Here is a 25,305-nt window from a genome sequence, read left to right on the forward strand (position 1 = left end):
TTCCTTCACATAGAATCGAATTAAAAGGAGATAGTTTAAGAAAAAAAAGATAACTTTGCCAAATTGATAGTTCAGCCAGTGGGTGGGTATCACCGGAATCACTGGGTGGATATCACCGGAATATCAATACATCTTCGGGTATGTATGCGGGGAACCGTCTTTTGTCTGATTTATTCATCGAACAACACCTTTCGACTTATGTTCCTATAACGTATCTACGCGATTTAATTATCGAACTCGAACACAAACTTGTTAGCTATTTCCCTGCTTATAACGGTTTCTTGGGGGTTGACATGATGATATGTCGAAATAAAGAACATGATTATCGCATTCATCCTTGTGTGGAGATTAATATGCGGATGAATATGGGATTGGTCGCACGGGCTTTTTATGATCGTTTTGTGCATGAAGCTTCAGAAGGGATATTTAAAACTGTCTTTTTTAAACAAAATGGTGAATCATTGCAGTATAAAACAAAAATGGTGGCAGAGGATCCTCTTATTGTCAAGGATAATCGTATCGTTTCGGGATTTTTGCCATTGAATCCTGTAAGTGAAGAAACTAAATTCATGTCATTTGCTCACATCGTTTCAGGATAGTTTCATCAGCTATTAATGGGAAAATAAATTTCCTCTATTTTGTGGGTTTTTGCTTGTAATTAACTCGCAATTATGTAACTTTACATCGTTTTTGAAGGAAAGCTGCCGGAGTGGTCGATCGGGCTTGACTCGAAATCAAGTGTACGGGTTACCGTACCGGGGGTTCGAATCCCTCGCTTTCCGCTAAATCACAATGTTTTATAGCTATTAAAAGCGAACAAATTTTACTACATTAAAATGCTGTTAACCTCATTGGATACCCGTATTTTATTCATAGCAATTTCATTCTCTTTTCAATCTCATCATCACTTATCACCGAGATAATGGTATTTCCATCCGGAGTGTAGTTAGGCAAGTGGCAGGCAAAAAGCTGATCGATGAGATGCGTCATTTCTTCGGGCGATAAGGTTTTCCCATAAGGAATAGCGGTTAGACGAGCAAGTGAAAGTGCGATAGATTCCTGAATTTCTGATTTTACATCGAGCGCGGTTTCTGTCCTTTTTTCAATTAGGGATTGAATCAGCGGGATCGGATTGGAAGTTCCTATTTCAGAAGGAATCCCTTGAATGACAAATGTGTGATTACCTAAATTGTTTAATTCGAATCCCACAGCCTGAAGATCTTCCATAATTGAGGATAAAGTAGCCGCTTCAGAAGGCGTTAGTTCGATAATTTCGGGGAAAAGTACGCGTTGTGAAACACCTTTTTTATTTTTAATTTGTTCTAAAAAAGTATCGAAAAGAATGCGAATATGTGCCCGATGCTGATCAATAATCATTAATCCCGATTTAACCGAAGTAAGAATATATTTTTGTTTGTATTGGTAATGTCCGGGTAAATTTTCGGAGTGAGCATTTTTTTTGTCGGTGGAATCGAATAAATCCGAATTTGTTTGCGACGATGACTTGATTTTGTCTTCCGTTGGTTTATCTTTTTCGAATCGTTGAAAAAGGGTTTCCCAATCGAAGCGAGGTGGGGAATGATGATATGAATTTCGTTGTGTAGTATAAAAGGGGTTATAATTGGGATCAATATTTACCTTCGGCATCGTTGTTTTTTTCGATTTGTCATAAATAGGGATTTCCACTGCATCTTCCCTGTCGAAATCGATAGGAGGCAAGGCATTGAATTTGCCTAAAGCTTCTTTTATCGTTACCATAAGGATTTGCCAAAGCGCCTGCTCATTTTCGAATTTTACTTCGGTTTTTGTCGGATGTATGTTGACGTCGATTGATGCCGGATCTACTTCAAAATAGATGAAATATGCCGGGTTTTCATTCGGTTGCAATAGGTGTTCAAATGCTGTCATCACTGCCCTGTGAAAATAAGGATGGCGAATAAAACGTCCGTTGACGAAGAAAAATTGGCTTGCACGACTTTTTTTTGCGCTTTCAGGCTTAGTAACATAGCCGTAAATTTTCCCCAACGTAGTTTCTTCGTTAATTTTAATCAATTGTTGATTGATGTTTTTCCCTTCCAGTTGTACAATTCGCTTACGCAGTACTGATGGAGGAAGTTGAAGTGTCTGCATTTCGTTTTCGAAAAGCAAAAATTCGATATCGGGATGTGCCAGGACTATGCGCTCGATTTCCATGAGAATATTTCTTCGTTCCGATTCGTTGGATTTAAGGAACTTGCGGCGAGCAGGGACGTTGAAGAAAATGTTTTTAACCGAGATGATTGTGCCTTTTGTGCACGAAACAGCTTCCTGCTTTTCAACTTTTGATCCGGAAATGGATAGAAGCGTGCCTATTTCATCTTCTTCTCTCCGGGTTTTAACCTCTACTTGAGAAATAGCGGCAATAGATGGTAACGCTTCACCACGAAAACCCATTGTGGTGAGCGAAAACAGATCATCAACTTTCTGAATTTTAGAAGTTGCATGGCGTTCAAAGGCTATCCTGGCATCGGTAGCCGACATGCCTTTCCCGTTGTCGATCACCTGAATAAGTGTTCTTCCTGCATCTTTAATAATAACTTGAATTTGGGTGGCTCCTGCATCAATAGAATTTTCAATGAGTTCTTTAACGACTGATGCCGGTCGTTGAATTACTTCCCCTGCCGCAATCTGATTAGCAATGGAATCGGGTAGGAGATGAATGATATCGGGCATAATTTAAGATAATCTGCAGTTTTTAGCTCAAAATCCAAAAAAATAAAATTGCCAATAAAAACAGGAGTATAACGATGAGTAATCCGTTATTGGTAAGAAACGAACTTTTTCCTGCTTCTTCGCGCTCTTTACGGCGCTTCAGGTGTTTAGTCTGAGCGAGAAATTCTCCTCGGATTTCTTCAGCTTTATTGGTGTCTTCTTCAGGAGTTAATGCGTTCATCTCTTTCTTTATCTCGTGAATGCGTCGATTCAGTTTTTCCTTTCGCTCTTCTTCATCGGGATCGTAAAGGATGGGTTTATATTTATATTGACGAGGTTTTCGGTTATTGTAAAAAAAGAACGTTCCCATATGCTGTGTGTTTGTTTTGTATTTGTGTGAATTTATAAAATGAACATTATACCGACTATTATTTGCCGTTTATCAAAGATTTTCTTCTCTCACGAATCGTCGCGGAGGTTGAACAATTTCTGAAGCTCTTCGTTCGGTTTTTCTGAATATATCGTTTTTATCCATAGGTCGTAAGTAATCCATCCAAACAAATCCTTTTAGAACTTTATCTTCAGGAGCAGTTTTGCTTAGTGGAATAGTTACACCTTTTGTGGCTGACCATAATTTTAGTTTTTCGAGTTTATTGTTTTCGATATCCATTGATAAGAAGGGACTTTCCGTTTTGTTGACTCCGATAAGGGTACTGTCTTTTTCCATTAAGTAATATAACGATTCGGCACTCCCTTCTACTAATACATGACGTATTTCACCGTCGATGAACGAAACGGTCATATTGCGTCCTTTTAACTGATTATATTGATCTTCTATTGGTCTTTTTTGAATGGTGAATGCATAATATCTTACAAATGCTTTTTCGATTGTGCTGTCATTTAAAAGTATATCGATTCGATCGCCCAGTACCTGATTATCTTCGTTCCAGATTACCGGATCTTTTTTCAGGTATATGGTGGAATCTTTCGAAACATAATGCATTGTATCGCAGATTCCCTGTAAATCAATCCGGTAGAATCGTGCGTTTGGATATGCTTTCATTTCTCTTCCCAGCGAATCGGTTGTCATTTTCAAGGTATCGGCATGGATGTAAAGGCTGTCTTTTTGTGAATATTCTATAGCACATGCAGAGTCGGTAGCCAATGCAAATTCCGTTTTTTCATTATAATATCCGTAATTGCCCTTGAGAATGACTTTTTTAACCGTATCTTGAAGAAACATATGACCGTAAACTTTTCCGATCCCGGTAATTCTGTTATAATAAATAGTATCTCCTATAAGGATTTGGGTGCTGTCTTTGCTGATTACCTGAGAATGATCCAACAGTAGACAATCATCAGTTTCAGTGTTATACCAGCCCCGTGTAGTATAAATATATCCACTATCCGAAACAAGTGTTGATGGTCCCAAAATATCGGCAATTTTAGTTTCCGTATTATATTTGAGTGTATCCGCATACAAGGTATATTTTTCATTTACCAGCTTTACGTTCTCGCTAAACAATGCCTCTTTGCTTGTAGGATTGTATTGCCCCCATGTGGATGTCAATTCGTTTTTGTCGTCAACGAGCATTCCGCCATCAAAATAATAGCCGAGATTTTCCATGCGATCATAATCCAGGCTATCGGTAAAAAGTGTTGCTCGCCGGTCCTCCATACGCACATTATAACGCAGGCGAGCAAGTTTTCGATTGCCATCATAATGAAGATAATCTCCATAGACAAAAATAGTATCGCCTTGTTCCATCCGGACGTTGCTGAATGCTTCAAAAATATTCTCCCGCTCATACCAATAAGCACTGTCGCAATACATGTATGCACCCTCATGATACAGCACAACGCTGTCTTTAAGAATTTGTGCATCGAAATTTTGCCTTTTGTACAGTAGGTCAGCCTGTTTGAGTTCGATGATTTTTATATTTTGATTGGCAAACGACGCAGGTGGTGGCTGTTGAGCATAAATACCTGCGACAAGGGCAAAAAGCACACCTATTGCTGCAAAAAACAGATTCCCGGAGTAGTTATTCGAATGTTTTTTGTGTTGTTTCATTTTTTAATGAAAGAGCTGAAACCTTATTATTTTATCCATCCCGGGTATTTGAAATCACAATTTTTCCACGCAGGGTCAATCCTTACATAGGTATTTTTTATTTTTTCACGCAGCCATTGGTCTATCATTTCTTGTCTTCGGGCATTTTCGGCCATTGTTTTTATAATCTGATAGTCGTTGTTAAGATTGGCTTTATGTCCTTCGATACGGTTAGTTAATTTTACCATTGCTGCAACTTGTTTGCCGTTTTTATCGAGCATGATAAAGGGTTCTGATATTTCGCCAACCTTCATATTGCCAATTACATTGGCAATATCCTGATTGAGCTCATTTAATTGAAAACGGGGAGTGCCGTAATAACTGCTCTGACGGTTGGAATTTACCATAATACCCTTGTTGTTTCGGGTGTCTTTATCCGCTGATAAAAATGTTGCCGCTTCTTCAAACGTGAATTTCTTTTCTTCTATTGCTGTTTTAACCGAGTCGAGCTGAGCAAGTGCTTTATCTAATTCTTCTTTTGGAACTTTAGGTTTTAACAAAATATGCCGAAAATTGGCTCTATCTCCCCTTCGTTCAATGAGTTGAATAATATGAAATCCGTATTCTGTTTCCACAATGTTTGAAACTTTATTGGGATCATTTAATGCGAATGCCACATTTGCAAATTCAGGAACAAACGATGTTCGATCCGAAAAGCCTAATTCACCACCTCGTACGGCAGATGCAGGATCTTCGGAATAAAGTAGTGCCAATGTCGAAAAGCTGGCTTTTCCACTGGATATTTGTTCGGTGAAATCGCGGAGTCGGGCTTTTACTGCATCAATTTCACTCAGCGGAATTATTGGATTTGCTGTAATAATTTGCACTTCTACCGTAGTGGGAATGAAGGGTACACTATCTTGTGGAAGTTTATTGTAGTATTTCCTTATTTCCGATGGAGTTAACGTGATTTCGCCAAATCGCTTTTGCTGAACACCCTGTATGAGTTGCCCCTCTCGTACCATTCTTCTTGTATCTTCACGAAGGGAACTCATGTCTTTCTGAAAATATTCCTCGACCTTCTCTGCTGAACCAATATTGGCTATGTATTCATTTATATAGAGCTCGGCTATCCGATTAACTTCGCCCTCTTCTATTTTAATACTGTCTAGTTTGGCTTGGTCGAGAAACAATTTGTTTACGGCTAATTGTTCCGGAATAAAACAATACGGATCGCCTTCGATTCGTTGATTTTGCATCAACATTTCTTTGCGATATTCTTCAACTTCCGATTTTAGGATAGCCTCGTCACCTACTACCCATACAATTTCGTCGATAATGTTATTTTGAGAAATGATATGTTGGGTATTTAATAATGTAATAAATAAAAAAAATATCTTTATCCGTTGTTTCATAAAAAATTTCTCCCTTTAAAATCAATGTAAAAATAGAGATAAAATCATTAATAACCAAATCGTTCTAGGGTTAAAGTAATTTATAAAGTAATGCAAAGTCTAAAATTTTTTTATGATTCGATTGTGTTGGGCATTTTCCTCCTTTTAATAAGGAATATGATCATGAGTATAGCTGCCGGGAACGAAAATGCGTTTCCAAAATAAAATACAGTGATAAAGCTATCGCGTGAAGCGCTGCAGATTTCTTTATGGGGATGACGAGTAATAGGTTATTCTTCTTCAATGGCGGCTTGTGCTGCTGCTAATCGGGCGATGGGTACACGATAAGGTGAGCAGGAAACATAATCTAATCCTACTTTGTGGCAAAATTTAACTGAAGAAGGTTCCCCGCCGTGTTCGCCACAAATACCGCATTTGAGGTCAGGGCGTACTTCTCGTCCACGTTTAACCGCTATTTCAATGAGTTGACCTACACCAATCTGATCGAGTGACACAAAAGGATCTTCTTTCAGTATACCTTTATCGAGGTACATGGGCAGAAATTTAGCTACATCGTCGCGACTATACCCGAAGGTCATTTGTGTGAGGTCGTTAGTTCCAAAAGAGAAAAATTCGGCACTTCTCGCTATTTTGAATGCCGTAAGAGCTGCGCGAGGAACTTCGATCATTGTACCTACTTTGTAATCGATAGATTCGCCTTTTTCTTCAAAGACGGTTTTTGCTGTACGGTCAATAACTTCTTTTTGAGCATCAAATTCACTGACGATACTGGTGAGTGGGACCATGATTTCAGGGATTACCTCGTTGCCTTTTTTCTTTACTTCCAATGCAGCTTCCAGAATGGCACGTGTTTGCATTTCAGTTATTTCGGGATAAAGATTGCCCAGGCGGCAGCCGCGCAAGCCCAACATCGGATTTGCTTCTATGAGGCTGTTGACCCGATCGCGCACCTCTTCGTATGAAAGATTCATGACATCGGCCATTTCACGTTGCCCCGCTTCATCGTGAGGAACAAATTCGTGCAATGGGGGGTCCAGCAGACGAATGGTAACCGGAAATCCGTCCATAACCTTAAAAATTTCAATGAAATCATTGCGTTGAAGAGGCAACAGTTTGGATAGCGCTTTCCGCCTGCCGGATTCGTCTTTTGCCAGAATCATTTCGCGCATGCTTTGGATTTTTCCTCCTTCAAAAAACATGTGTTCTGTACGGCAAAGGCCGATACCTTGTGCGCCAAAACGGCGTCCGATAGCTGCGTCGCGTGGGGTGTCGGCATTTTGGCGAACTTTTAGTCGAGCATATTTATCGGTAAGGTCCATCAGTTCGGCAAAATATCCGCTGATCTCGGCTTCCTGCGTTTGTATTTTTCCTATATAAACATAACCGGTAGAGCCATCCAGCGAAATCCAGTCTCCTTCTTTTAGTGTATGACCTTTTACCGAAAGCGTTTTCTTTTTGTAGTCGATCACCAAATCGTTGGCTGCCGAAACGCAACATTTTCCCATTCCTCGTGCAACAACTGCAGCATGTGAAGTCATGCCACCTCGTGCAGTGAGGATTCCTTCGGCAATATTCATGCCTCGAAGGTCTTCAGGGGATGTTTCTATGCGGCAAAGAATTACTTTTTTCCCTTCTTTGCGCCATGCTTCTGCTTCGTCGGCATGGAAAACAATTTGTCCTGTTGCAGCGCCGGGTGAGGCAGGCAAACCACGAGTGAGCACGGTAGCTTTTTTTAGTGCTTCTTTATCGAAGACCGGATGAAGCAATTCATCGAGCTTTTCGGGTTGACAACGTTTGAGTACCGTTTTTTCATCAATGTATCCCTGATGGTGCATATCGATGGCAATTCTCACCATAGCGGTACCTGTTCGTTTTCCCGAACGGGTTTGTAATAACCATAATTTACCTTCCTGAATAGTAAATTCAATATCCTGCATGTCTTTGAAATATTCTTCAAGCTTCTGTTGTATCTCGAAAAGCTCTTTGGCACACTTTGGCATTGTTTCTTCAAGAGAGGGATATTTTAATGCCCTTTCTTCTTCTGAAATTCCTTGTAATTTTGCCCATCGGCGAGAACCTTCGAGGGTAATCTGTAACGGTGTACGGATGCCGGCTACCACATCTTCGCCTTGAGCATTGATCAGATATTCTCCATTGAAGATATCTTCACCTGTAGCTGCATCGCGGGTAAAAGCAACGCCTGTGGCTGAAGTGTTACCCATGTTTCCAAAGACCATCGCTTGCACATTGACTGCTGTGCCCCAGTCGTCGGGTATCTTGTTTATTTTTCGGTAGATAATGGCACGTTCGTTTTTCCAACTGTCAAAAACAGCAATAATAGCACCCCAGAGCTGTTCCCATGGATCTTCCGGAAAATCCTTTCCGGTATTCTTTTTTACAGCTTCCTTAAATTGAGTGACTAATGTTTTCAGATCTTCTACTGTTAAGTCTGCATCTTGTTTAATTCCTTTTGAAGTTTTTAGCTTTTCTATAATCTCTTCAAAAGGATCCATGTCTTCTTTATTTTGTGGTTTCATGCCAAGTACCACGTCGCCGTACATTTGCACAAAACGGCGGTATGAATCCCATGCGAAACGTTCGTTGTTCCATTTTTTTACGATACCTTCCACAACTTCATCATTTATCCCCAGATTTAATACGGTGTCCATCATTCCCGGCATAGAAATACGGGCACCTGAACGTACGGATACCAAACACGGATTTATTTTGTCGCCAAACGTTGTACCCATGATGGATTCAATATGTTTTATGCCTTTTTTAACTTCCGGTTTCAGGAGTTCTAAGACGCGCTCTTTCCCCAATTTGTTATATTCGGTACATACTTCGGTGGTAATGGTGAAACCGGGAGGAACAGGAAGTCCGATTAAATTCATTTCGGCTAAATTAGCACCTTTTCCTCCGAGCAGGTCCTTCATATCGGCACGACCTTCAGCAGCTCCGTTGCCAAAGGTGTAAACTCTCTTTTTTGTTGGATTTTGAGCATTTAACATATTGGTCGATTTTATTTATAATGTATTATCTTTCGGCAAAAATAGTAAAAAAAGATACAAAACTATCATTTGTTTGCATCCGGTTTCAGGCGTTGTTTTTTATTAGATTCCTTGAGGGTTGATGTTTGATTCGGTGGTTCGAAATTTTGTCTTTTACTTAATGAGATGTTATAAATCTGAATATTATGATGAAAATTCATTCTATCTTGTAAATGAATAAATCCGGACAGTTTCTGTAACGTGTCATTTGTTATATATTTTGATGCACTGATCGAATAGGATTGATTTGAAGTCACCGGATTATTTTTATATAGGATTGTGTCGCGATATTCAAGAATAAGCATGGAAGTAAGCTTCGGTACGATTTGTTTAGATAGTCCGATGACATCAAAACGAAAATCAAAATCATTTTGATCAATTAGCTTTGAAATATCTGCTTCATTCAGCGCGAAAGAGAAGCCGCTTTTAGATCCCATCATGTCGAAATTGTATATTGGTGGAATATAGGATGGGGACTGATTTTTTCTTTGCTTTTCCTGATCGCGGGAATACTGTTGCATTATTTGCTGTTCAATATTTTTTTGTTCGCGTAAAATACGTGCTTTTATCGAATCGTTAATTTTAAGATAAATATCAATATGGTCGGCATACCAAGAGAGTGATGTATCCCATTGTGCTTCGGTAACACCATGCTTGCGGAAAACCTGTTGCATGAATGCCTCTTTTTTTTCGGGAGTATCGAAGGTCGCATAATCGTTCTCAATCATGGCTTCAGCAATATAGATATCATACATCAGCTTTTCCATCTCTTTTTTGCTCAGTACTTCTTTTGGACGGTTGCATGAAAAAACAAGTATTCCTGATGTTGCAATGAATAGAACATATGCAATAACCTTATATTTCATTGTTTAAACCTTTTTCTTTGGCAAGTTTCTTTTGGGCAAGGATTTCCCTTTCTTTTTTAGATAAAAGAGAGTAAGATAATGTTTTACGGTAAAACAACAACAATATAATCACTCCAATTGTAATGGAAGCATCAGCAATGTTAAAAATAAAACGAAAAAACAGCACCTCTTTCCCTCCCACCAGCGGTACCCACTCGGGTATTGAGGTTTCGATAATTGGGAAATAGAGCATATCTACTACCTTACCATGTAACAGTGGTGCATACCCTTCTCCAAAAGGAACAAATGAAGCAACATGGCCGGGATAGCTGGCTTCGAAAATAGTGCCATAGAACACACTGTCGATAATGTTTCCTGAAGCACCTGCCAATATAAGGGATATGCAAACGATAAATCCTGTTTTATAATTTTGTTTTATCAGTTTATTCAAATAAATAATGATGGCGATGACAGCAATAATCCGAAAGGCTGAAAGGAATAATTTCCCCACAGCTTCTATTCCGAAAGCCATACCGTTATTTTCCACAAAGTAAATCTTGAATCCCGGGGCTATATCGATAGATTCATAAAGCCCCATGTGTGTCTTTACCCATATTTTTGTAAGCTGGTCGATAAGAAGAACCAGAAAAACAACCAGTATGGCAATAAGGCTTTTGGGTATATTTCTTTTCATAGAGAAACCTTTATCTTATATATTCATCCCTTTTACGGAAAGGAAAAATATTTTATTTCCACCGCGATTATCCGGATTAACATACAAGATGCCTATTATTTTTTATTAGCTGCTTTTTTTGCTTCAATACTCAGTGTGGCGTGAGGTACGGCACGAAGACGTTCTTTGGGAATAAGTTTACCTGTTTCACGGCAAATTCCGTAAGTACCGTTTTCAATACGTATAAGAGCTGCCTGAAGATTTTGGATGAATTTTAATTGACGTTGTGCCAATCTGCCAGCCTCTTCTTTTGACAATGTGGATGCCCCTTCTTCCAGAATTTTAAATGTTGGAGAAGTGTCGATAGTATCATTGCCGTCAGCATTCATAACTGCTGCTCGCAATATTTCGTATTCATGTTTTGCCTGTTCGAGTTTTTCGTTTATCAGAATCCGAAATTCTTCCAGTTCCTCTTCTGAATATCTTGTTTTTTCACTCATATCTTTTAGTCTTTATTGTTTTTTTCTATTTTTTGTTCCAAATATACAAATAAACTATCAATTTTCAATTGATTTTTTTGATAGTAATAGTTAACGGTTGTTCGTCTATTTCGATTTCGTCTTCTAATTTTTTTGATGATAATATAATGTTGTTTGCCAATACTTGCGATTTAATATATTCTGCGTTTTCACGAATGGCTTCTTCAAATATAGGATTTGTCGATATTTCGAGGGATATTCTGTCTGTGATCTCGAAATCCTTTGCTTTACGAAGATTTTGAACCCGATTTATTAATTCGCGCGCAATGCCTTCTTTCCGTAATTCATCAGTAATGGTAATATCCAATCCAACTGTGATTTTGTCTGCATTACCAACCAGCCAACCGGGAATGTCTTCCGAAATGATCTCTACATCATCCCGTTGAATTTCAACTTCCTGACCATTTATATTGAAAATCAGTATGCCGTTTTTTTCAAGTGTTTCGATCTCTTCTTGTGATATTTCTTGCAGAAGAGGAACAAGTTGTTTCATGATTTTTCCGTAGCGGGGTCCCAGTTTTTTGAAATCGGGTTTCACTCTCTTTACCAACATGGCGTTGGCAGAATTTGCAAAATTCAGCTCTTTTACGTTTACTTCATTTAAGATGAGCGATTTTACGGTGCTGATGTTATGCTTTTGGGTTTCATCCGCTGTGGAAATCATGATTTGAGACAGGGGTTGTCTTACCTTGATGTTCACTTTTCGACGCAAAGAAAGAACGATTGACGAAGTTATTTTTGCCAGATACATTTGTTCTTCAAGCTGTTTATCGATATTGTTCTCGTCAGCTTTGGGGAAGTCGGCCAAATGAACCGATTCAAACTTTTCACTTTCTGTTACCGATGTCAAATCAAGATAGAGCTTGTCGGCATAAAAAGGCGCGATAGGAGCCATGAGTTTAGCCACGGTAATCAAACATTCATAGAGTGTTTGGTAAGCAGAAAGTTTATCGTTAGTCATTTTTCCGCCCCAAAAACGTTTCCGGTTGAGACGAACATACCAATTGCTAAGGTTGTCGATTACGAAATCGGTAATTGCACGCCCGGCTTTTGTCGGTTCGTATGATGCGAAATCTTCATCTACAACTTTAATGAGCGTATTTAGCTCGGAAATGATCCATCGATCAATTTCAGGACGTTCTTCAATGGGAATTTGCGGGTATTGGTTGTAAAAATCGTCCACATTGGCATACAAGGCAAAAAATGAATAGGTATTGTAGAGAGTCCCAAAGAATTTGCGACGTGCTTCTTCAACCCCTTCAATATCGAATTTCAGATTTTCCCAAGGAGATGCATTGGTAATCATATACCACCGCAATGGGTCGGATCCGTATTTCTCTATCGTTTCGAAAGGATCTACGACATTACCCAGCCGTTTCGACATCTTGTTCCCATTTTTGTCGAGCACCAGTCCGTTGGAAATTACATTTCGAAACGCAACGCTGTCTTTTACCATTGTAGAAATGGCATGAAGCGTAAAAAACCACCCCCGTGTTTGATCGACCCCTTCTGCAATGAAATCGGCCGGATAAACCTTCCGAAATTCTTCTTCCGAAATATGAGGATAGAACACCTGTCCAAACGGCATTGCTCCCGAATCGAACCATACATCGATAAGATCGGTTTCGCGTTTCATTGGTTTTCCGCTGTCTGAAACCAATATCACATTATCTACATATGGACGATGCAGGTCTATTTTTTCATAAGGGATATCGCGGCAATTATTCAGATCGATATTTTTCCATGGGATTTCTTTCATTACGCCGGCATTCAATGCTTTTTGCATTTCATTAAACAATTCCTCCACCGATCCGATGCATTTTTCTTCTTTTCCGTCTTCTGTACGCCAGATAGGTAAAGGAGTACCCCAATAACGACTGCGGCTTAAATTCCAATCCTGCAGGTTCTCGAGCCATTTGCCAAAACGTCCCGTACCGGTAGAAGCCGGCTTCCAATTGATTGTTTGGTTGAGCGCTATCATTCGTTCTTTGCAAGCCGTGGTGCGGATAAACCAACTATCCAACGGATAATACAAAATGGGTTTATCGGTACGCCAGCAGTGTGGATAAGTGTGCACTTGTTTCTCGATTCGGAATGCTTTGTTTTGCTGTTTCATCATTACACAAAGATCAATATCAAGTGTAGGATCATCCTCTGTAAGTGTTTCGTCGTATTCGTTTTTCACATAACGACCTGCATATTCGGCATATAAATCGACATTCACGTTGTCTTTTACAAAATCAGGATCGAGATCTTCCAATATGAAATATTTTCCTGTTAAATCGACCATTGGCCGGAGATTGCCGTCTTTATCCTTCAGCATTAATCCCGGCACATTGTACTCTTTTCCCACTTTGGCATCGTCTGCTCCAAAGGTGGGGGCAATATGTACGATGCCTGTACCTTCTTCCGTAGTAACGAAATCGGCAGCAACAACCTGAAAGGCATTATCGGAAGCTTTTACCCAGGGTATAAGCTGTTCGTAATGCATTCCTGCCAGCTCTGCTCCTTTCCATGTTTTCTCCAATATATTGAAAGGGATATTTTTATCGCCGGGTTTGTAATCTTCCAGTGATAAATTTTTGTTTTTCTCGGGGAAATATACAGGTATCCGATCCTTTGCGAGTATGGCAGTCATGGGGTTCCCTGTATAGGGATTATAGGTTTGAACCGCTGCATACTCTATATCGGGATTTACGGCCAGTAATACGTTCGAAGGCAGCGTCCATGGAGTGGTGGTCCATGCCAAGAAAAAGGCCTCGCCAAATTGCTGCATTTCAGGCAATGGATCTTTAATCTTGAATTGTGCCGTGCATGTTGTATCTTTTACGTCGCGATAACAGCCGGGTTGATTCAGTTCATGTGTGCTCAGTCCGGTTCCGGCAGCAGGAGAATAGGGTTGAATGGTATACCCTTTGTATAGGTACCCTTTTTTGTACAGGTCGTTGAGTAAGTACCACAGGGTTTCGATGTACCGGTTATCATACGTGATGTACGGATTTTTCATATCTACCCAGTAACCCATTTTTCGGGTAAGGTCTTCCCACTCTTTGGTGTATTTCATTACTTCCCTTTTGCAGGTAGCATTGAATTCTTCTACAGAAATTTTCTTTCCGATATCTTCTTTAGTAATACCCAACATTTTTTCCACTCCGAGTTCCACGGGCAGACCATGAGTATCCCATCCGGCTTTTCGGTTTACGAGGAATCCTTTCATGGTTTTATAGCGGCAAAAGATGTCTTTAATGGAACGGGCTATTACGTGATGAATGCCCGGCATTCCGTTTGCAGAAGGAGGTCCTTCATAAAACACAAATGCAGGATGTCCTTGGCGAATTTCCAGACTTTTTTGGAATATTTCCTTTTCATCCCATTCCTTCAACATTTCTTTGTTCACCTCTGAAAGATCCAATTGATTATATTCCGAAAATTTCTTTTTCATATTAAAATTACACCTCGTATAAAATTTAAGTTGCAAAGGTAGTGATAAATTGAAAATTAGCAATCAAAAATCGTCAATTAGTGAGAAAATTGAGTAGCTTTGTAAAATGTAAAAAACAATTAGGGAATGAAAAAAACAGTGACTTTTTTATTTTGTTTTACGTTAGCTGCTATATTGACGACAGCTTTTACCCAAGAGAAAAAAACGTGCACATTAAATGTGGCAACGTTCAATTTGCGTATGGATACGCCAAGTGATGGCGAAAATGCATGGCCTCACAGAAAAGAAAAGGTGAAAGGGTTGATCCGTTTTCACGATTTCGATATCTGTGGCACACAAGAGGGTTTCAAACATCAGTTAGACGATATATTGGAATTGGGTAATTATGCTTATGTGGGAGTAGGGCGCGATGATGGCAAGAATGCCGGTGAGCATTCGGCAATTCTGTATAAGAAAGATCGTTTAGATGTGCTCGAGAAAGGCAATTTCTGGTATTCCGAAACGCCTGATGTTCCGGGGAAAGGTTGGGATGCAACGTGTTGCAACCGCATCTGTTCTTGGGCCAAGTTTAAAGATAAAAAATCGGGGAAAGAGTTTTATGTTTTTAATTCGCATTATGATCATGAGGGAAGGATTGCTCGCAAGAATTCATCGTTGCTGTTATTAAAAAGGATAAGCAAAATTGCGGGGAATCTGCCCGTATTCTGTACAGGCGATTTCAATGCGACACCCGACGATGAACCCATTCAGATCATTTACGATGACGGTAAACTCATGGATTCTTACCGGATTACCCGGCAACCGCCTTACGGAACGGAGGGCACTTTTAATTCTTTTAATCTGAACTCACCCATGAAAGACAGGATCGACTATATTTGGGTAACAAAAAACATAACGGTTATTAAATATGGCACACTCAATGAACAACAACATGGGCGATTCCCTTCGGATCATTTTCCTGTGTTAATCAAGGCTGTTTTTTAAAAAACAGTGATTCCGGTCAGTGAACCATACAAGGTGATTAACGTGGAGCCCGGAAAATAGAAATAGGAGGAAAATAAAATAAAGTCTCCTCCTATTCGATTGATTTAATCTGATAAGAATATTTTATGCCAGTTTTGCCAATGCTTCTTTTATGCGGGCGATTGCCTTAGCTATATTTTCATCGGATGTTGCATAGGATAATCGGATGCATTTGGGTGCACCAAATGCTGCACCACCTACACAGGCTACATGCCCTTCTTCCAGTAAATACATGGCCAGATCGGAGGCATTTTCAATGATTCGTCCGTTATATGATTTTCCGAAATAGCTGTCACATTGCGGGAAAATATAAAAAGCACCCATCGGATCGTTAACCTTCAAACCCGGAATTTTATTGAGAAGGTTCACGATAAGATTTTTTCTTCTTTCAAAAGCCTGCCGCATGATTTCCACACACGTCTGATCACCGGTATACGCGCTTAAGGCCGCTTTTTGGGAAATCGATGACGGTCCCGACGTATATTGCCCCTGCAATGTACTGCAAGCCGATGCCAGCCATTTGGGAGCGGCGATCCATCCGATGCGCCACCCTGTCATGGCGTAAGCCTTCGATACTCCGTTTGCTATGATTACACGTTGGCGAATTTTATCAAATTGTGCGATGCTTTCGTGTCTCCCAACATAATTGATATGCTCGTAAATCTCGTCCGAGATTATGAATACCCGGGGATGAGCAGCTAGGACCTCAGCCAATTTCTCGACTTCTTTTTTAGTGTAAACACTTCCTGTCGGATTTGAAGGAGAACACAGGATAAGCGCTTTTGTCTTGGGGGTAATGGCTTTTTCCAGTTGTTCCGGAGTAATTTTAAAATTTTGTTCGATGTCAGCTGCAATAAAAACCGATTTTCCTTCAGCCAGTTTAACCATTTCGGGATAGCTCACCCAATAAGGCGCGGGAATGATTACCTCATCATTTTTGTCTATCAATGCCAATATGACATTGCAAATGGATTGTTTTGCTCCATTGGAGCAGACGATTTGGTCGGGTGCGAAGTCCAGCTGATTTTCTTTTTTCAGCTTTTCGCATATTGCTTTTCGCAAATCAAGGTAGCCCGGTACAGGAGAATAAAAAGTGAAATTATCGTCGATGGCTTTTTTGGCAGCTTCTTTTATGTGTTCAGGGGTATTGAAATCGGGTTCCCCAACACTGAGATTGATCACGTCAATTCCCTGAGCTTTCAGCTCATTACTTTTTTGCGACATGGCAAATGTTTCCGACGGAGAAAGCATCGTTATTCGAGAAGATAAGGAATCATTCATAAACTGTATTTTTTGACTTTTTGAACAATAATCTGCGCAAATATAATGAAAATTCATTTTCTGTGTGTTTTTTTGCGGAATTTTGTAAGAAAAAAAGGTTTGTCAATATCAATCAACAAAATAACCGCTCAAAAAAGCGGTTATTTGCGGAAGCTGGGGGATTCGAACCCCCGGTACGATTACTCGTACGGCAGTTTAGCAAACTGCTGGTTTCAGCCACTCACCCAAACTTCCGGATGAAGTATTTGCAAAATCGCTTGCAAATATACGAGTTTGTTTTCAGCTTATCAAAGAATATTTAAATTTTTCATGAAAATATTCCTACATTTGCATTCCTTTTTTATGGTAAAATCGGTCTAATGAAAAAGAACTCAAAAAGAAAGCGGTACAAAAAGGCGTGGTGGATTTTTTCTTTTGCTGTATTGTTGATGGCTGGCGCTATTTTTTATTTAAGAAATACTGTTCTTAAACCTTTTACACCGGATACAACCGTTTACATCTATATTGATGAAAGAAAAGATTTCGAAGACATCGTTTATCAATTGAAGGAAAAAGCCAATTTGCCGTCTGAAAAAATTTTTACCATGTTGGCCAAGCGGATGAAGTATTTGTCCAACATCAAAACCGGTTGTTATGCCGTTAAAAATGGCATGACCATGATGGAGTTAATCCGTATTCTGCGTGCAGGAATGCAAACTCCCATAAACGTTACTTTCAATAATATACGCACCAAAGCCGATCTTGCTTCCCGCCTTTCACAACAACTCATGGTAGATAGCATTTCTTTGATGACTGCTTTGAATGATCCCGAAAAAGTCGGAGAGTTGGGTTTTGATACCGGTACGGTTGTATGCATGTTTATTCCCAATACGTATGAAGTATATTGGGATATTGGTCTCGATAAACTGCTTTTGCGAATGAAACGCGAATACGACACTTTCTGGAATGATGTGCGGAAGACTAAAGCTCAAAAGATTGGCTTGACGCCGGTAGAAGTTTCCATCTTGGCTTCCATTGTTGAAGAAGAAGCTACCTATCCCGATGAATATCCTATTATAGCCGGGCTTTATTTGAATCGTTTGCGAAGAGGGATGAAACTTGAGGCCGATCCGACGGTGAAATTTGCCGTTGGGGATTTTTCGTTAAGGCGTATTTTGTTTAAACATTTAGAGGTTGATTCACCTTATAATACATATAAATATGCCGGATTGCCGCCGGGACCCATTCGCATACCTTCTATTGAAGCTATCGATGCTGTTCTTTCACCTCAGCAGCACAGTTACCTGTTTATGTGTGCAAAAGAGGATCTTTCGGGCAGGCATAATTTTGCATCTACCCATTCTGAACATGTACGCAATGCGTTACGCTATCAGCGGGCACTAAATGAACGAAAAATCTATTAAAAAGTAATTTCGTCGGGATGAGATCCCACCCGTTGATCTCTATTCAACGAATTAATTCGTTTCATATCCTCTTCCGATAGTTTAAAATCAAAAATATCCAGGTTTTCTTTTTGACGTAATAAATTTGATGATTTGGGGATAACTACGATCCCGCGTTGTATATCCCATCGCAGTACTACTTGTGCTGGTGTTTTACTGTATTTATCGGCTATTTTTTTGAGAATGGGTTCTTCAAGCAAGTTATTTTTCTTGGCACAGAAAGGACTCCAAGCTTCAGGAACGATATTTTTTTTGTGTAGGTAATTTACCAATTTTTCCTGATTCAGATAAGGGTGAAGCTCTATTTGATCTACAGCCGGGACAATCGATGCTGTTTTAAGCAGTTCTTCCAGATGATGTTCAAGATAATTGCTGACTCCTATAGCCCTCGTTTTCCCACCGGCATAAATTTTTTCCATTTCTTTCCAAACCGATACATATTTTCCTTTCACCGGCCAATGTACAAGATACAAGTCCACGTATTCTGTTCCAAGGCGTTGCAGGCTGCTTTCAAAAGCACCTTGCACATTGTTTTTCCGGATATCGTCGTTCCATAGTTTGGTAGTCAAAAAAATTTCTTCACGCGGCACGCCACTATCTCTGATAGCTCTTCCCACAGCTTCTTCGTTTTCGTATATCATTGCTGTATCAATATGTCGGTATCCCACATCGAGAGCCATTCGTACTGTATCGTATGCAATTTTATCATCGGTTAATCGAAAAACACCTAATCCTATATAAGGAATTTTAATTCCGTTGTTTAATGTCGCGTATTCCATAATTTTCTCTTTTTAGTTGTTAAGTCTTTCCATTACTGTAATTTTGTCGTGTCTTATTTGTTCGACTAGAGATTTTATGTTCTCAAATTTCAGATCGGGGCGGATAAAATCGATAAATTCAACGGTCAATGATTGATTGTACAGATCTCCTTCGAAGTCAAATATATTTACCTCCATGCTGATCTCGTTATCGTTTTGTAATGTCGGCCGTGTACCGATGTATAACATTCCTTTGTAAATTTCATTTTCGAGTCGGACAAAAACGGCATAAACGCCTAATGCCGGAATTACCTTATATTTTTCCCATGCCTGAATATTGGCTGTTGGAAAACCGATGGTGCGGCCCACCTTATACCCTTCGATAATTTTTCCCGAAAATTTGTAATTGTACGATAGTAATTTATTCGCCAATTTGATTTTTCCTTCGGCCAGTAAACGACGTATCTGGGATGAGCTTACATGATGGTCTTCAAAACGCAGTTCGGTTGCCTGCATAACATTAATTCCCAATTCGTTGCCATATTGCACATACTCTGGAAATCCTTCTTCCCTGTTATGCCCAAAACGATGATCGTGCCCCACAATCAAGGTGTGTACATCGATTTTTTCCTTCAGTGTCTTTCCCATAAATTCTTTTGCTGTCAACGCTGAAAGTTCAACAGTGAAAGGCATACTCACACAATAATCGATTCCTGTGGTTTCCAGTTGTTCCAGTTTTTCCTCATATCCACACAAAAGTTTCGGTTGATAGTCTTGTTGTAAAACTTTACGTGGATGTTCAGGAAAAGTAATTACTGCTGCCGGCAAATTCAATTGCTTTGCCTTCGCTTTTACCTGATTGATTAAATGTCGGTGCCCTATGTGTACTCCGTCGAAGAACCCGAGAGTGGCAACCAATGGCTTGTGTTTGATGTGCTCTGTTTTTGATAAATCGATAAGTTCCAAAACAAGTGATCTTTTTGTTTGTCTTCAAATAAACACATGAACCCCCTTTTTGGTTTAAAAAATAAGGTGGAAAAACCTTTTGGAATATTTTTTCGGGAATATAAATGAATAATTCAATATTTCCTTATCTTTGCAAAACATGAAATGAATTGCCCGTATTTAATTAAATAATATAAAAAAGAAGGAATCATGAAAACAAAAATTTTATTTGTTTGCGTAATGGTGGCGGGAATATTTTTTGTTTCTTGCCAAAAAGGAGAAAAAAATAATGTGTTGACTAAAGCAGAAGAAGCCGAAGGATGGAAATTGTTGTTTGATGGCAAAACATTGAATGGTTGGCGCGATTACAATGGCGATTCATTAACTGTTCCCTGGACAGTTGAAAACGGAACGATTAAGGCATTGGGTAAAGGGAGTGATGCAAGTGGATATATCGTGACCGATGATATTTATGAAAATTTTGAGTTGGTATGGGATTGGAAAATAGCCCAAGGCGGGAACAGTGGTATGTTGTATCACGTTGTGGAACATCCCAAATTTAAGGTACCCTACATCACAGGTCCCGAATATCAGTTGATCGATGAAGAAAATTTTCCCCAACCTCTTGAAGAGTGGCAAAAAACGGCGGCCGATTATGCCATGCATATCCCCGATCCCGCAAAGAAGCATTTGAAACCTGCCGGAGAATGGAATACTTCGAAAATCGTGTTCGATAACGGACATGTTGAACATTGGCTCAATGGCGAAAAAGTGCTGGAATTCGAAGCATGGACAGACAAGTGGTTTGAACTGAAAAACAGTGGGAAATGGAAAGATGCTCCTGAATACGGATTAGCCCACAAAGGGGTAATTTGCCTTCAAGATCATGGCTCGGCCGCATGGTTTCGCAATCTTAAAATTAAAGAATTGCCTAGAAAAACAAAGGAAGTAGTGCTTTTCAATGGTGTCGATTTACATGGTTGGGAGATATATGGAACCGAGAAATGGTATGTTGAAGATAGTGTTTTGGTATGTGAAAGCGGCCCGGACAAAAAATATGGTTACCTTGCAACACGCGAATATTACGATGATTTTGATCTTACGCTCGATTTCAAGCAAGAAGCCAATGGAAATTCGGGTGTATTTTTCCGCTCTTTTATTGAACCAGGTGAGATTATCAATGGATGGCAAGTGGAAGTAGCACCCAAGGGGAACGATACAGGTGGCATTTATGAATCGTATGGGAGAGGATGGCTCGTTCAGATCCCAGACGAAAAAGAAAATATCTTGAAAGAAGGAGAATGGAATACATTGCGCATACGCGTACAAGGGGACAACGTAAAAACATGGTTGAACGGAGAAGAAATGGTAGATCTGAGTGACGAAAAAATAGGTAAGGGACAAGGTCGTATTGCATTGCAAATACATGATGGCGGCGGTATTAAAGTCCGCTGGAAAAACTTGAAACTGAAGACCCTATAACAATATAATTTTCATTTGACAAACCCGTTGAACTAACCTGGAAATGTTCAGCGGGTTTTTTTGGCATCTTTTTTGTACTAAAAAAATAAAACGATGAACGTTATTTTTTTAGAGGATAGTTTTTTACGAAAAAACAACCTATCTTTGTCTTATTAACTCACTAAAGCAGCGAATGAAAGAAAAAAACAGGTTATTAGAAAGCATAATAGAAGGGATACAGGGAAAAAAAGGGAAAAACATTACCACTATAGAATTGAGCGGAATTGCGGGTTCCATCTGCGATTATTTTGTTATTTGTGAAGGAAACACTCCTACACAAGTTTCGGCTGTTGCCGAATCTATAGAAGAAATTGTAAGAAAGAATACAAAAGAAAAGCCACTCCGAATTCATGGACAACAACGGGCAGAATGGATCGGTATGGATTACGGCACAGTTATAGTGCATATTTTTTTGCCTGAGCTTCGTTCTTTCTACAATATCGATCACTTGTGGGCTGACGCTTTTCTCAAAAATATTCCTGGTTTAGAATAAAAACTTATTTCTTTCAAAATTGTTACATTCGTACATTATTAATTTTTTTGGGAATTTTTAAATGGATAACAGCAATAAAAATTTAAACAGACAATCACCCTCAAACCCCAATAAAGGCAATAAACCTCCAAAATCATCTTTTAATGCTTATTGGATTTATACCCTTGTTTTTGTGGCATTGTTGGCATTGTATTTTTTTGGGGGCAATGCTACAGTAAAAGAAGTATCATGGTCTGATTTTCAGCAGTATATAAATGAAAATCGCATTGAAAGCATTGTCATCTACAGCAATAAAGAAATGGCGGAAGCTAAAGTCAGAAAAGAATCTGTAAACTATATCTTTGGGGATAAAGCCAATGCCGCCACAGGGAATCCGGTGATTGCCGTCCGCATCCCATCTGCAGAAGGTGCTTCGGAATTTGTCGATAAAGTGAAATCGGAAAAAGGATATAATATTGAGGTACGTTTTGATACGACATCCGAAATATGGGGAATTCTGCTTACGGCTTTACCTTTTATTTTATTGATCGTTTTTTGGATTTGGATGATGCGAAGAATGCAAAGCGGTGCAGGTGGTGGAGGCGGGAATATCTTCAGTGTAGGAAAATCTAAAGCACAGCTTTTTGATAAAGATTCGGGAGTAAAAGTTACGTTCAAAGATGTTGCCGGACTTTCGGAAGCCAAGGAAGAGGTTCAGGAAATAGTGGAATTTCTAAAACATCCCGACAATTACACCAATTTAGGTGGAAAAATCCCTAAAGGAGCATTGTTGATAGGCCCTCCGGGAACAGGTAAAACCCTGTTGGCAAAGGCTGTTGCCGGTGAAGCTAATGTTCCTTTTTTCTCCATTTCGGGGTCCGATTTTGTTGAAATGTTTGTTGGAGTAGGCGCTTCGCGTGTGCGCGATCTCTTTCGTCAGGCAAAAGAAAAAGCCCCGTGCATTGTTTTTATTGACGAGATTGATGCGGTAGGACGTGCTAGGGGCAAAAATGTCAATTTCGGAGCAAACGACGAACGTGAAAATACGTTGAATCAACTGCTAACCGAGATGGATGGATTCAGTTCTAACAGCGGAGTCATCATTCTTGCAGCAACCAATCGTGCCGATATTCTGGATAAAGCTTTGTTGCGTGCCGGTCGTTTCGATCGCCAGATCTATGTTGAATTGCCCGATTTAAATGACCGGAAGGAAATATTCAATGTTCATCTTCGTCCGATTAAAATTGATGAAACGGTAGATGTTGATTTTTTGGCTCGTCAAACGCCCGGCTTTTCGGGTGCCGATATAGCCAATGTGTGCAATGAAGCAGCATTGATTGCTGCACGCAGGAAAAAAAAGTTTGTACAGAAAGATGATTTTTTGAGTGCGGTAGATCGCATAATCGGTGGATTGGAAAAGAAAAATAAAATTATCACGCAGGATGAAAAACGCTCCATTGCACTTCATGAAGCCGGTCATGCAACGCTGAGCTGGTTTTTAAAGTATGCTAATCCCTTAGTCAAAGTCACCATTGTTCCGCGCGGGAAAGCCTTGGGCGCTGCTTGGTATTTACCTGAAGAACGGCAAATTACCACCAAAGAACAAATGCTCGACGAGATGTGTGCATTATTGGGTGGTCGTGCTGCAGAAGAATTGTTTACAGGAACTATTTCATCGGGGGCAATGAATGATCTGGAGAGGGTTACAAAACAAGCATATGCCATGATTATGTATATGGGTATGAGTGAAAAATTAGCCAACTTGTGCTATTATGATTCTACCGGTCAGGAATATTCTTTTTCTAAACCATACAGTGAGGAAACGGCGAAAGTGATCGATAGCGAAGTAAAAGCCCTGATATCGGAACAATATGAGCGTGCTAAAGCCATTCTTTTGGAGCATAAGGAAGGTCATGGCAAATTGGCTGCAATTCTTTTGGAAAGAGAGATTATCTATGCAGAAGATTTGGAAGCGATTTTTGGTAAACGTCCGTGGATATCGCGCTCACAAGAGATTTTGGAAAGCAATAAGAATACGAAAACAGACGATAGCACCATCCGTTCGAAACCTCAGAAAGTAAACGCTGTTAGTGAAATGGACGATGATGTTGCTTCTAAAGCTTCTTCTATTAAAAAAGAAGACGAAATAAAAGAGTATGAGTTATCCGATGACAAAAAAGAAGTCCATATGCCACCTAATGATGAAAATTAATTCCTTTTAAATTAATAACGAGGGCACTCAATATAACGTTAGGTGCCCTCGTTGCTTTATGACAATTTTTTCTTTTTATTGATTTTAGATTTTATTAATAAGAATCAATCTAAATTAGCTCGAACAAAATGCCTCTCTTTTTCGTTATATATTTGGATGTGACTAATGACAAATAAAATGAAAAAATTATATGCCTATTTTGCAGGATTAGTTGCGATGAGCATGGTTTTATGCAACAATTCAAATGCTCAAAGTAGTAATAATATTAACTCTAAAAACAGTAAAAGTATGAAATTCGAAAAAGTACCGCTTCCTTATGCTCCTGATGCTCTTGAGCCGGTCATCAGCAAAACAACAATTGAATTCCATTACGGTAAACATCATCAGGCTTATGTGGATAATTTAAATAAACTTATCGTCGGAACAGAGTTTGAGAATGCCGATTTGGAAACGATCGTAAAAATGAGTGAGGGGGCTATATTCAATAATGCAGGTCAAGTACTGAATCATAATCTTTATTTCACTTCGTTTTCTCCAAACGGAGGAGGTAAGCCAAAAGGCAAATTGGCAGAAGCGATAGATGAACAATTTGGATCATTCGAGAAATTTCAGGGATTATTCAATGATGCCGGAGTCTCATTGTTCGGTTCGGGATGGGTTTGGCTGGCTAAAGACGAGAATGGCAAACTTTCTATCGAAAAGGAAAGTAATGCCGGTAATCCGATAAGAAAAGGATTGACTCCAATCTTGGGATTCGATGTTTGGGAACATGCTTATTATCTCGACTATCAGAATCGCCGGGCAGATCACCTGAAAGAATTATGGGAGATTATAGACTGGGACGTTGTCAGTCAGCGTTATTAATTGAAGGCAGTTTATATCCGGTAGAATGGACATGTGTGGGGGATAGAGACGTCGAAAAACCGACGTCTCTATTTTTAGTTGT

The 25,305-nt window shown here is 39.5% G+C and carries 19 protein-coding genes and 2 tRNA genes; 8 read left to right on the forward strand and 13 right to left on the reverse strand.

Annotation, left to right across the window (positions count from 1 at the left end):
• The first annotated feature begins 140 nt into the window (after window positions 1-140).
• Together OLM34_RS02760 and OLM34_RS02765 are read left to right on the forward strand one after the other, a co-directional pair.
• A complete protein-coding gene (locus OLM34_RS02760; protein ID WP_264405077.1) occupies window positions 141-599 on the forward strand; it encodes a hypothetical protein in 459 nt (152 codons plus the stop codon).
• Between the two features lie 96 nt (window positions 600-695).
• Window positions 696-782 (forward strand) — tRNA-Ser (locus OLM34_RS02765).
• A gap of 88 nt (window positions 783-870) precedes the next feature.
• Here OLM34_RS02765 and mutL read toward each other — a convergent pair.
• The 9 genes from mutL to ileS form a co-directional block, all read right to left on the reverse strand.
• Window positions 871-2,712, reverse strand: coding sequence for a DNA mismatch repair endonuclease MutL (gene mutL / locus OLM34_RS02770; RefSeq protein ID WP_264405079.1), 1,842 nt, complete (start codon window positions 2,710-2,712; stop codon window positions 871-873).
• A gap of 22 nt (window positions 2,713-2,734) precedes the next feature.
• A complete protein-coding gene (locus OLM34_RS02775; RefSeq protein WP_264405080.1) occupies window positions 2,735-3,061 on the reverse strand; it encodes a hypothetical protein in 327 nt (108 codons plus the stop codon).
• A 72-nt stretch (window positions 3,062-3,133) separates the two neighbouring features.
• A complete protein-coding gene (locus tag OLM34_RS02780) occupies window positions 3,134-4,762 on the reverse strand; it encodes an OstA-like protein (protein ID WP_264405081.1) in 1,629 nt (542 codons plus the stop codon).
• Between the two features lie 26 nt (window positions 4,763-4,788).
• Window positions 4,789-6,156, reverse strand: coding sequence for a peptidylprolyl isomerase (locus tag OLM34_RS02785; RefSeq protein WP_264405082.1), 1,368 nt, complete (start codon window positions 6,154-6,156; stop codon window positions 4,789-4,791).
• Between the two features lie 269 nt (window positions 6,157-6,425).
• Window positions 6,426-9,167, reverse strand: a complete 2,742-nt coding sequence (ppdK, locus tag OLM34_RS02790; RefSeq protein ID WP_264405083.1) for a pyruvate, phosphate dikinase — start codon at window positions 9,165-9,167, stop codon at window positions 6,426-6,428.
• 65 nt (window positions 9,168-9,232) lie between these two features.
• On the reverse strand, window positions 9,233-10,072 hold the full coding sequence (locus OLM34_RS02795) for a DUF4296 domain-containing protein (RefSeq protein WP_264405084.1): 840 nt from the start codon (window positions 10,070-10,072) through the stop codon (window positions 9,233-9,235).
• Entirely contained in the window at window positions 10,062-10,745 is a 684-nt protein-coding gene (locus tag OLM34_RS02800) for a lipoprotein signal peptidase (protein ID WP_264405085.1), read from the reverse strand. Before OLM34_RS02800 ends, OLM34_RS02795 begins: the two co-directional genes overlap by 11 nt.
• Window positions 10,746-10,840: 95 nt before the next feature.
• On the reverse strand, window positions 10,841-11,224 hold the full coding sequence (locus OLM34_RS02805; RefSeq protein ID WP_264405087.1) for a TraR/DksA family transcriptional regulator: 384 nt from the start codon (window positions 11,222-11,224) through the stop codon (window positions 10,841-10,843).
• A gap of 64 nt (window positions 11,225-11,288) precedes the next feature.
• Entirely contained in the window at window positions 11,289-14,705 is a 3,417-nt protein-coding gene (ileS, locus tag OLM34_RS02810) for an isoleucine--tRNA ligase (RefSeq protein WP_264405089.1), read from the reverse strand.
• A 126-nt stretch (window positions 14,706-14,831) separates the two neighbouring features.
• On the opposite strand from ileS, the gene OLM34_RS02815 reads away from it, so the two are divergent.
• Window positions 14,832-15,689 (forward strand): endonuclease/exonuclease/phosphatase family protein, encoded by an 858-nt coding sequence (locus tag OLM34_RS02815; protein WP_264405090.1) that lies wholly within the window; start codon window positions 14,832-14,834, stop codon window positions 15,687-15,689.
• Window positions 15,690-15,812: 123 nt separating this feature from the next.
• Here OLM34_RS02815 and OLM34_RS02820 read toward each other — a convergent pair whose 3' ends face one another.
• Together OLM34_RS02820 and OLM34_RS02825 are read right to left on the reverse strand one after the other, a co-directional pair.
• Window positions 15,813-17,009 carry a pyridoxal phosphate-dependent aminotransferase gene (locus OLM34_RS02820; RefSeq protein ID WP_264405092.1) on the reverse strand — a complete coding sequence of 399 codons (1,197 nt, stop codon included), beginning with the start codon at window positions 17,007-17,009 and terminating at the stop codon, window positions 15,813-15,815.
• Between the two features lie 147 nt (window positions 17,010-17,156).
• Window positions 17,157-17,243: transfer RNA gene (locus OLM34_RS02825), tRNA-Ser, on the reverse strand.
• Window positions 17,244-17,368: 125 nt separating this feature from the next.
• Here OLM34_RS02825 and mltG point away from each other — a divergent pair.
• Window positions 17,369-18,412: an endolytic transglycosylase MltG gene (mltG, locus tag OLM34_RS02830; protein ID WP_264405093.1), complete on the forward strand. Its 1,044-nt coding sequence runs from the start codon at window positions 17,369-17,371 to the stop codon at window positions 18,410-18,412.
• Here the strand turns inward: mltG and OLM34_RS02835 are convergent.
• A complete protein-coding gene (locus tag OLM34_RS02835; protein WP_264405094.1) occupies window positions 18,409-19,230 on the reverse strand; it encodes an aldo/keto reductase in 822 nt (273 codons plus the stop codon). The genes mltG and OLM34_RS02835 overlap by 4 nt on opposite strands.
• A 12-nt stretch (window positions 19,231-19,242) precedes the next feature.
• Window positions 19,243-20,175, reverse strand: a complete 933-nt coding sequence (ribF, locus tag OLM34_RS02840) for a riboflavin biosynthesis protein RibF (protein ID WP_264405095.1) — start codon at window positions 20,173-20,175, stop codon at window positions 19,243-19,245.
• 189 nt (window positions 20,176-20,364) lie between these two features.
• On the opposite strand from ribF, the gene OLM34_RS02845 reads away from it, so the two are divergent.
• The 4 genes from OLM34_RS02845 to OLM34_RS02860 all read left to right on the forward strand — a co-directional run bounded on the left by OLM34_RS02845 (window position 20,365) and on the right by OLM34_RS02860 (window position 25,223).
• A complete protein-coding gene (locus OLM34_RS02845; protein WP_413777179.1) occupies window positions 20,365-21,636 on the forward strand; it encodes a 3-keto-disaccharide hydrolase in 1,272 nt (423 codons plus the stop codon).
• Window positions 21,637-21,808: 172 nt separating this feature from the next.
• Entirely contained in the window at window positions 21,809-22,168 is a 360-nt protein-coding gene (gene rsfS, locus OLM34_RS02850) for a ribosome silencing factor (protein ID WP_264405096.1), read from the forward strand.
• A 61-nt stretch (window positions 22,169-22,229) separates the two neighbouring features.
• A complete protein-coding gene (ftsH, locus tag OLM34_RS02855; protein WP_264405097.1) occupies window positions 22,230-24,359 on the forward strand; it encodes an ATP-dependent zinc metalloprotease FtsH in 2,130 nt (709 codons plus the stop codon).
• Between the two features lie 288 nt (window positions 24,360-24,647).
• A complete protein-coding gene (locus OLM34_RS02860; protein ID WP_264405099.1) occupies window positions 24,648-25,223 on the forward strand; it encodes a superoxide dismutase in 576 nt (191 codons plus the stop codon).
• Window positions 25,224-25,305 lie beyond the last annotated feature (82 nt).

The organism is Anaerorudis cellulosivorans, from assembly GCF_025943985.1.
In the GTDB taxonomy this organism is placed as follows: domain Bacteria; phylum Bacteroidota; class Bacteroidia; order Bacteroidales; family Dysgonomonadaceae; genus Anaerorudis; species Anaerorudis cellulosivorans.

Coding starts and splice junctions, on each gene's coding strand:
- OLM34_RS02775 (WP_264405080.1), bottom strand. CDS start 3,061: ATGGGAACGTTCTTTTTTTACAATAACCGAAAACCTCGTCAATATAAA.
- ppdK (WP_264405083.1), bottom strand. CDS start 9,167: ATGTTAAATGCTCAAAATCCAACAAAAAAGAGAGTTTACACCTTTGGC.
- OLM34_RS02760 (WP_264405077.1), top strand. CDS start 141: ATGTATGCGGGGAACCGTCTTTTGTCTGATTTATTCATCGAACAACAC.
- OLM34_RS02805 (WP_264405087.1), bottom strand. CDS start 11,224: ATGAGTGAAAAAACAAGATATTCAGAAGAGGAACTGGAAGAATTTCGG.
- mutL (WP_264405079.1), bottom strand. CDS start 2,712: ATGCCCGATATCATTCATCTCCTACCCGATTCCATTGCTAATCAGATT.
- OLM34_RS02815 (WP_264405090.1), top strand. CDS start 14,832: ATGAAAAAAACAGTGACTTTTTTATTTTGTTTTACGTTAGCTGCTATA.
- OLM34_RS02845 (WP_413777179.1), top strand. CDS start 20,365: ATGAAAACAAAAATTTTATTTGTTTGCGTAATGGTGGCGGGAATATTT.
- OLM34_RS02800 (WP_264405085.1), bottom strand. CDS start 10,745: ATGAAAAGAAATATACCCAAAAGCCTTATTGCCATACTGGTTGTTTTT.
- rsfS (WP_264405096.1), top strand. CDS start 21,809: ATGAAAGAAAAAAACAGGTTATTAGAAAGCATAATAGAAGGGATACAG.
- OLM34_RS02780 (WP_264405081.1), bottom strand. CDS start 4,762: ATGAAACAACACAAAAAACATTCGAATAACTACTCCGGGAATCTGTTT.
- OLM34_RS02820 (WP_264405092.1), bottom strand. CDS start 17,009: ATGAATGATTCCTTATCTTCTCGAATAACGATGCTTTCTCCGTCGGAA.
- OLM34_RS02795 (WP_264405084.1), bottom strand. CDS start 10,072: ATGAAATATAAGGTTATTGCATATGTTCTATTCATTGCAACATCAGGA.
- ileS (WP_264405089.1), bottom strand. CDS start 14,705: ATGAAAAAGAAATTTTCGGAATATAATCAATTGGATCTTTCAGAGGTG.
- mltG (WP_264405093.1), top strand. CDS start 17,369: ATGAAAAAGAACTCAAAAAGAAAGCGGTACAAAAAGGCGTGGTGGATT.
- OLM34_RS02785 (WP_264405082.1), bottom strand. CDS start 6,156: ATGAAACAACGGATAAAGATATTTTTTTTATTTATTACATTATTAAAT.
- ftsH (WP_264405097.1), top strand. CDS start 22,230: ATGGATAACAGCAATAAAAATTTAAACAGACAATCACCCTCAAACCCC.
- OLM34_RS02835 (WP_264405094.1), bottom strand. CDS start 19,230: ATGGAATACGCGACATTAAACAACGGAATTAAAATTCCTTATATAGGA.
- OLM34_RS02860 (WP_264405099.1), top strand. CDS start 24,648: ATGAAATTCGAAAAAGTACCGCTTCCTTATGCTCCTGATGCTCTTGAG.